The following is a 6,978-nucleotide window of genomic DNA, read 5'->3' on the forward strand; positions in this document are numbered from 1 at the left end:
CCGCCGCCGCGCCCGTCGCCGCCGCTCCGGCGCCGAAGCCCGCAGCTGCAGCCCCCGCCGCTGCTCCGGCCGCGGCGCCCGCCGCCAAGCCGGCGGAGAGCAAGGGCTTCCTGACCAAGGTGCTCGACGCGATCTTCGGCAAGCGCTGATCCGGGCCGGAGACCCCGGCCTGAAAACGACGAAGCGCCGGAGGAGCGATCCTCCGGCGCTTTTTTCGTGCGCGCAGCTCCGCGCCGATCAGGCTTCCGGCAGGTCTTCCGCCAGGATGGCCATTTCGAACATGAAGCTGCCGGCCTCGTCCTCGTCCTCGAACACCACGCCGATGAACTCGTCGCCGACGTAGACCTCGGCCGAGTCGCTGGGCTTGCCGCGCGGCTTCAGGATGATGCCGCCCGTGTTGAAGGTGCGCTTCAGGTGCGTCTCGACGCGCTTCATGTCGGCGGTGTTCATGGGGACCTCGGTCACTGCAATTGGCGCGGACCCTAGAGAAGCCCGCCCGGCTATGGAAGGGCCTGCGCGCCCCGCCTAGATGACGAAGTCGTAGACGATGTCGGCCAGGGTGTGGTCCATGGTGCGCGCCGGGGCGGCCTCGGTGGGGCAGTTGACCAGACGGGCCGGCACGCCGGCGACGGTGCAGCCGGCCGGCACCGGTTTCAGCACCACCGACCCCGATGCGACCTTGGCGTAGTCGCCGACGGTGATGGCGCCCAGCACCTTGGCCCCCGCCCCCAGCAGCACGCCATTGCCGATCTTGGGGTGGCGGTCGCCGCGTTCGGCCCCCGTACCGCCGAGAGTGACCGCGTGCAGCATCGACACGTCGTCGCCGACCACCGCCGTCTCGCCGATGACGATGCCGGTGCCGTGGTCGAGGAACAGGCCGGAGCCGAGGCGCGCGGCCGGGTGGATGTCGACCTGGAACAGTTCGGACATGCGGCTCTGGAAATGGAAGGCCAGGGCCTCGCGCCCCTGGGTCCACAGCCAGTGCGCCACGCGGTGGCCCTGCAGGGCCTGGAAGCCCTTGAAGTAGAGGAAGGGCTGCAGCAGCGTCTTGATGGCCGGGTCGCGCTCGGCCACCGCGCGCAGGTCGGCTTCGGCGGCCGCGACGATCGACGGTTCGGCCTCGAAGGCGTCGCGGCATATCTCGCGGACGGACATCGGGCCCAGCTCGGCGTCGCCCAGCTTGCGGGCGATCTGGAAGCCGAGGGCGGCGGCGAGGTTGGTGTGCGACAGGATCACAGCGTTCATCTGTGAGGCCAGATGCGGCTCGGCCCGGGCGGTCGCCCCGGCGGCGGCGCGCAGCTGGTCCCAGACGTCCGGACGGGCGGCGACGACTTCGAGCTTGGGCATCCCGGACTCCTTCGACGGCATCATACGCTCGCCAGCATGGCCTTCGCCAGTTGCTCCGGCAGCTCGCCCTCGCGGGCCATATGGTAGGCGCGCAGGGCGGTCGCCACGGTGAACATGTCACGGATGGCGCCGCGGCCGATCTCACGCAGCAGGTCGCCGAAGGGGACACGGGCGACGCGGATCACCTCGGTCGGATCCGGTTCGGCCGGCGCGGGGGTCAGGTCCCAGGCGATCCACGCCAGCGCGCGCTCGTCGGTGATGGAGTTGGACATCTCGACCTTCAGCGCCTCGCGCCAGCAAGCGGCCCGCAGACCCGCCTCCTCGGCCAGTTCGCGGCGGGCGCCCTCGATCGGGTCCTCGTCGAACGGGGCGCCGCCCTCCGGCATCTCCCACGACCAGTTCATCAGGGCGAAGCGCTGCTGGCCCACGAGGGTCACGCTCCCGTCGTCATGGAGGGGCAGGACGCCGACCGACAGGTTGCGCGGCCGCATGACGACATAGTCGCACTCGAGGCCGGTCGGGGCCGTGGCCGGGTGACGGGTCAGGCGCAGCCACGGGTTCTCGAAGATCAGGCTCTCGCCGCCCTTGCGCCACGGCGGGGGCCGGTCGGCAGGGTCGTCCCAGACGGGCGTCGGGCGGTCGGCGTCGAAGGCGTCGCGTGAGTCTGTCATCCGCCGCATATGGCGCAGGGCCGCGCGGACGACTAGCTAGGCGGCATGTCCGACGACGATCTGGGCCAGGCCCTCCCCCTCCCCGCGCCCTCGCCCGAGCTGCAGGCCCGGCTGGCGACGCGCCGCTCGGCCCCGGCGCAGGCGCTGGCCGCGCCGGGCCCCTCGGCGGCGGAGATCGGGCGCATCCTCGAACTGGGGGCGCGGACCCCGGATCACGGCAAGCTGTTCCCGTGGCGGTTCGTGGTCCTGGGGCCGGAGAGCCGCGCCGCCCTGGCCGAGGCGCTGGCGCCGCTGGCCGGGCGGCAGGCGGATCCGGTCAAGGCCGGCAAGGTGCTGGCCAAGCTGACGTCGCCGCCGACGAGCATCCTCGTGGTGTCGACGCCGGTCGAGGGTCACAAGGTGCCGGTGTGGGAGCAGCAGCTGTCGGCCGGGGCGGTGTGCATGAACCTCGAACACGCCGCCAATGCGCTGGGCTACTCCAGCAGCTGGATCACAGACTGGTACAGCTATGATCCGCAAGCTCTTGAATTATTGGAAGTGGGACCGGGAGAGCGGGTCGCCGGCTTTGTCCACATCGGCACGCTGGCGGAGCCGCCGCTGGAGCGGCCGCGGCCGGATCTGACGCGGAAGGCGGCCTGGCGGCCCTAGGCGAACAACGACTGGACCGAGAACCCGGTGGCGACGGCGAACAGCAGCGTCACCACCACAAGGGCGGCGATCATCAGATCCTCGGTGCGGTCGCGGGCGGGGCGCATCGCCGGAGACTGGAGGGATTCGCCTTTCCCGACGATTACCGCGCGATCCCGCCGACGTAGCGCCGGTGCAGCAGCGGCTTGCCGAGCCAGTAGCAGAGCTCGGCCGGGCGTTCGACGTCCCAGACGGCGAGATCCGCGGCCTTGCCGGCTTCGAGGGTCCCGATCTCGTCCTGCAGGCCGAGCGCCTTCGCGGCGACGCGGGTGGCCCCGGCCAGCGCCTCTTCCGGGGTGAGCCGGAACTGGACGCAGGCGAGGTTCAGGGCGGCGGTCATCGAGACGACCGGCGAGGTGCCGGGATTGCAGTCGGTGGCCACCGCCATGGCCACGCCGTGGCGCCGCAGCAGGCCGACCGGCGGCGGCGTGGTCTCACGGAGCATCAGGTAGGCGCCCGGCAGCAGGACGGCGACGACGCCGGCCGCGGCCATGGCCTGCACGCCCGCCTCGGTCGTGTGCTCGATGTGGTCGGCCGACAGGGCGCCGTATTTCGCCGCCAGCGCCGCGCCGCCGCCGTCGGAGAGCTGGTCGGCGTGCAGCTTGACCGGCAGGCCGAGGGCGCGGGCCCTGTCGAACAGGCGGGCGACCTCCCCGGTGGAGAAGGCGATGGGTTCGCAATAGGCGTCGACGGCGTCGACGAGGCCCTCGGCATGGGCGGCGGGCAGGATTTCATCCACAGCCTTGTCCACATACCTGCCGCGGTCGCCGCGGTGCTCGGGCGGAACGGCGTGGAGGCCGAGATAGCTGGTGCGGATGCGCACGCCGGCGTCGCGGCCGATGCGGCGGGCGACGCGCAGCATCTTCAGCTCGCTGTCGTGGTCGAGGCCGTAGCCGGACTTGATCTCGAGGGTGGTGACGCCGGTCGCCGTCAGACCGGCAAGGCGGCTCAGGGCGGAGGCGTAGAGCTGGTCCTCCGGGGCGGCGCGGGTCGCCGTCATGGTCGAGACGATGCCGCCGCCGGCGCGGGCGATCTCCTCATAGGTGGCGCCGCCGAGGCGCTGTTCGAACTCGCCCGAACGGTCGCCGCCGAAGACCAGATGGGTGTGGCAGTCGATCAGGCCGGGGGTTACCCAGCGGCCGTCGAGACGGTGTGTCTCCACAGACTTGTGCACAGGCAGGTCGGCGCGAGGGCCGGCCCAGACGATGCGGCCGTCGCCGATCAGGAGGGCGGCGTCGTCGATCGCGCCGTAGGGCTCTCCGCCCGCGACCATGGTGGCGAGGCGGCAGTCGGTGAGGAGTTTCATCGCGCCTCGAACCCCGCCAGCAGTTCGCAGAACCAGCGGCCGGCGGTCAGGGAGGCGAGGTCGCCGATCTCGAGCGAGGGGTCGTATTCGGTCAGGTCGACGGCCTTCACCTTCGGGTGGGCGCCGATGACGCGCGCGGCGTCGAAGAAGTCGTGGACCGGGACGCCGCCGGGGCGGGCGCCGGGTGACGCCGGCCACTGGCTGCGATCGATGACGTCGATGTCGAAGTCGACGTAGATCACCTCGGTGAGGGCGGAAAGGCGCGCCAGTTCCTCCGTCACAATGGCCGCCAGGCCCCGCTCGCGGCAGTCGCGCGCCGTGCGGACGGAAATGCCCGCCGCCTTCGCCTTGTCGTGGGCGCGGCGGGTGTTGGCGAAGGGGGCGAGGCCGATCTGGCTGATGCGCTCGCCGGGAAGGCCGTCTTCGAGCAGCGCCTGGACCGGATTGCCGTTGGTCAGACCCTGATCGGTGTCGCGCAGGTCGAAATGGGCGTCGAGGGTGAGCAGGCCGACGCGGTGGAGGCCGAGGGCGTGGAGGCCGGGGCGGGTGATGGCGTTGTTGCCGCCGATCAGGACGGTCAGGGGGCGCGCGCTCTGGGCGGTCACGGCCGCCTTGACGGGCTCGAAGGCGTCGGCGGGCGAAGCTGCTTTCAGGGGCACGTCGCCGGCGTCGTGGACGTGCGTCGTCAGCTCGCGGGCGGTCTCGACGTCATAGGTGGAGAAGCGCGGCAGGACGGCGCGGAAGGCCTTCGGACCGAGGTCGCAGCGGCCGGGCGTCAGCGAGCGCTCGTTGAGGCCGGCGCCGATCAGGGCGACGGGGGCGTCGGGGTGGTCGCCGAGCAGGTCCGCGATGGAGCGCCAGCCGAGGGCGTCGGATTCGGTCATATCCTTCCATAGCCCCTTCTCCACTCGGGGGAGAAGGTGGCCCGGCAGGGCCGGATGAGGGGGCTGGTCCGGCGGGCAAGCCTTCGGGCGTTGGGCATCGAGCAAGCATCCCCCTCATCCGTCTCGCTTCGCGAGCCACCTTCTCCCCCGAGGGGAGAAGGGGCTAAGAACCCCTCATGACGACTCAACAGAACACCCGCATCATCCGCAGTCCCCGCGGACCGGAGATGACGGCGAAGACCTGGGCCGCGGAGGCGGCGCTGCGGATGCTGATGAACAACCTCGATCCCGAGGTGGCGGAGCGGCCGGAGGACCTGGTGGTCTACGGCGGCATCGGCAAGGCGGCGCGGGACTGGGCCTCGTTCGACCGGATCGTGGAGGAACTGCGCAATCTCGAGGCGGACCAGACGCTGCTGGTGCAGTCAGGCAAGCCGGTGGGCGTGTTCCGAACCCATGCCGATGCGCCGCGGGTGCTGATCGCCAACTCCAATCTGGTGCCCAAATGGGCGACCTGGGAGCATTTCCACGAACTCGATCGCAAGGGCCTGATGATGTACGGCCAGATGACGGCCGGCTCGTGGATCTACATCGGCACACAGGGCATCGTTCAGGGCACCTATGAGACCTTCATGGAGGCCGGACGCCAGCACTATGGCGGCGACTGGTCGGGCAAGTGGATCCTGACGGCCGGGCTGGGCGGCATGGGCGGGGCTCAGCCGCTGGCGGCGACCATGGCGGGGGCCTCCTGCCTCGCCGTCGAATGCCAGCGCAGCCGGATCGAGATGCGGCTGAGGACGCGGTATCTTGACGTGATGGCCGAGACGCTGGACGAGGCGCTGGCCCTGATCGAGCAGGCAAAAACTGACGGAAAAGCCATATCCGTCGGGCTGTTGGGCAATGCGGCGGATGTACTGCCTGAACTGATCAGGCGCGGCGTGCGGCCCGATCTGGTCACCGACCAGACCAGCGCCCACGACCCGGTCAACGGCTATCTGCCCGCCGGATGGACGGTCGCGGAGTGGGAGGCGAAGCGGCAGACCGATCCCGCCGCCGTCGAGGCCGCGGCGCGCAAATCCATGGCCGTGCACGTCAAGGCCATGCTCGACTTCCATGCCCAGGGCGTGCCGGTCACCGACTATGGCAACAACATCCGCCAGGTCGCCTTCGACGAGGGCGTAGAGAACGCCTTCGACTTCCCCGGTTTCGTGCCCGCCTACATCCGCCCGCTGTTCTGCCGCGGCATCGGACCGTTCCGCTGGGCGGCGCTGACCGGCGACCCCGAGGATATCCGAAAGACGGACGCGGCCATGAAGCGGCTGTTCCCGGACAACGCGGGCCTGCACCGCTGGCTCGACATGGCCGGGGAACGGATCGCGTTTCAGGGCCTGCCGGCCCGCATCTGCTGGATCGGACTGGGCGACCGGCACCGCGCGGGGCTGATGTTCAACGACATGGTCGCCTCGGGCGAGCTGTCGGGCCCGATCGTCATCGGCCGCGATCATCTGGACTCAGGCTCGGTCGCCAGCCCGAACCGCGAGACCGAGGCGATGATGGACGGCTCGGACGCCGTGTCGGACTGGCCGCTGCTGAATGCGCTGCTGAACACGGCCTCGGGGGCCAGCTGGGTCTCCCTGCACCACGGCGGCGGGGTCGGAATGGGCTATTCGCAACATTCGGGCGTGGTCATCGTCGCCGACGGCACGCCGGAAGCGGCGAAACGGCTGGAGCGGGTGCTGTGGAACGACCCGGCCACCGGGGTGATGCGCCATGCCGATGCGGGTTATGAGATCGCCAGGGAGGCGGCGCGAGAGCATGGGTTGAACCTGCCGTCGCTCAAATGACCCTCTCTCGGGGGGAGAGGGAGATCGCGCACGGCGGCGATGCCGTCGTACTGGCGCGGTCGGGTGAGGGCGGCCGGTTGTCGGCTTTTCACGCCGTGGCCCCTCACCCTTTCGCGCAAGAACGGATGCTGGCGCATCCGTGCGCTCAAGCCCTCTCCCGCCGGGAGAGGGTTCCGTACTAATGGACCATCCATGAAACTCACGATCGGCCAATCTCCCCTCGCCCTTGCGCAACTGCGAGC

At 70.7% G+C, this 6,978-nt stretch carries 7 protein-coding genes; 2 read left to right on the plus strand and 5 right to left on the minus strand.

Translation table 11 applies throughout. The features are described 5' to 3' along the window. Window positions 1-237 precede the first annotated feature (237 nt). The 3 genes from VGD32_RS02200 to VGD32_RS02210 form a co-directional block, all read right to left on the minus strand. Entirely contained in the window at window positions 238-450 is a 213-nt protein-coding gene (locus VGD32_RS02200; protein ID WP_298743451.1) for a DUF3126 family protein, read from the minus strand. A gap of 75 nt (window positions 451-525) precedes the next feature. Beyond that, window positions 526-1,347, minus strand: a complete 822-nt coding sequence (gene cysE / locus VGD32_RS02205) for a serine O-acetyltransferase (RefSeq protein WP_331030269.1) — start codon at window positions 1,345-1,347, stop codon at window positions 526-528. 20 nt (window positions 1,348-1,367) lie between these two features. After that, on the minus strand, window positions 1,368-2,018 hold the full coding sequence (locus VGD32_RS02210; protein WP_331030270.1) for an NUDIX hydrolase: 651 nt from the start codon (window positions 2,016-2,018) through the stop codon (window positions 1,368-1,370). A 45-nt stretch (window positions 2,019-2,063) separates the two neighbouring features. Between VGD32_RS02210 and VGD32_RS02215 the strand changes: the two genes are divergently transcribed. Further along, window positions 2,064-2,666, plus strand: a complete 603-nt coding sequence (locus VGD32_RS02215; RefSeq protein ID WP_331030271.1) for a nitroreductase — start codon at window positions 2,064-2,066, stop codon at window positions 2,664-2,666. Between the two features lie 142 nt (window positions 2,667-2,808). On the opposite strand, the gene hutI is transcribed toward VGD32_RS02215, so the two are convergent. Both hutI and VGD32_RS02225 read right to left on the minus strand, forming a co-directional pair. After that, window positions 2,809-4,011 carry an imidazolonepropionase gene (gene hutI / locus VGD32_RS02220; protein WP_331030272.1) on the minus strand — a complete coding sequence of 401 codons (1,203 nt, stop codon included), beginning with the start codon at window positions 4,009-4,011 and terminating at the stop codon, window positions 2,809-2,811. Beyond that, the gene (locus VGD32_RS02225; protein WP_331030273.1) at window positions 4,008-4,895 is read right to left on the minus strand and encodes an agmatinase family protein; all 888 of its coding nucleotides are present in this window, start codon (window positions 4,893-4,895) and stop codon (window positions 4,008-4,010) included. The genes hutI and VGD32_RS02225 overlap by 4 nt, the downstream gene beginning before the upstream one ends. Before the next feature lie 176 nt (window positions 4,896-5,071). Between VGD32_RS02225 and hutU the strand changes: the two genes are divergently transcribed. Continuing rightward, window positions 5,072-6,736 carry a urocanate hydratase gene (hutU, locus tag VGD32_RS02230; RefSeq protein ID WP_331030274.1) on the plus strand — a complete coding sequence of 555 codons (1,665 nt, stop codon included), beginning with the start codon at window positions 5,072-5,074 and terminating at the stop codon, window positions 6,734-6,736. Window positions 6,737-6,978 lie beyond the last annotated feature (242 nt).

Source organism: Brevundimonas sp. (genome assembly GCF_036402095.1).
GTDB lineage: Bacteria > Pseudomonadota > Alphaproteobacteria > Caulobacterales > Caulobacteraceae > Brevundimonas.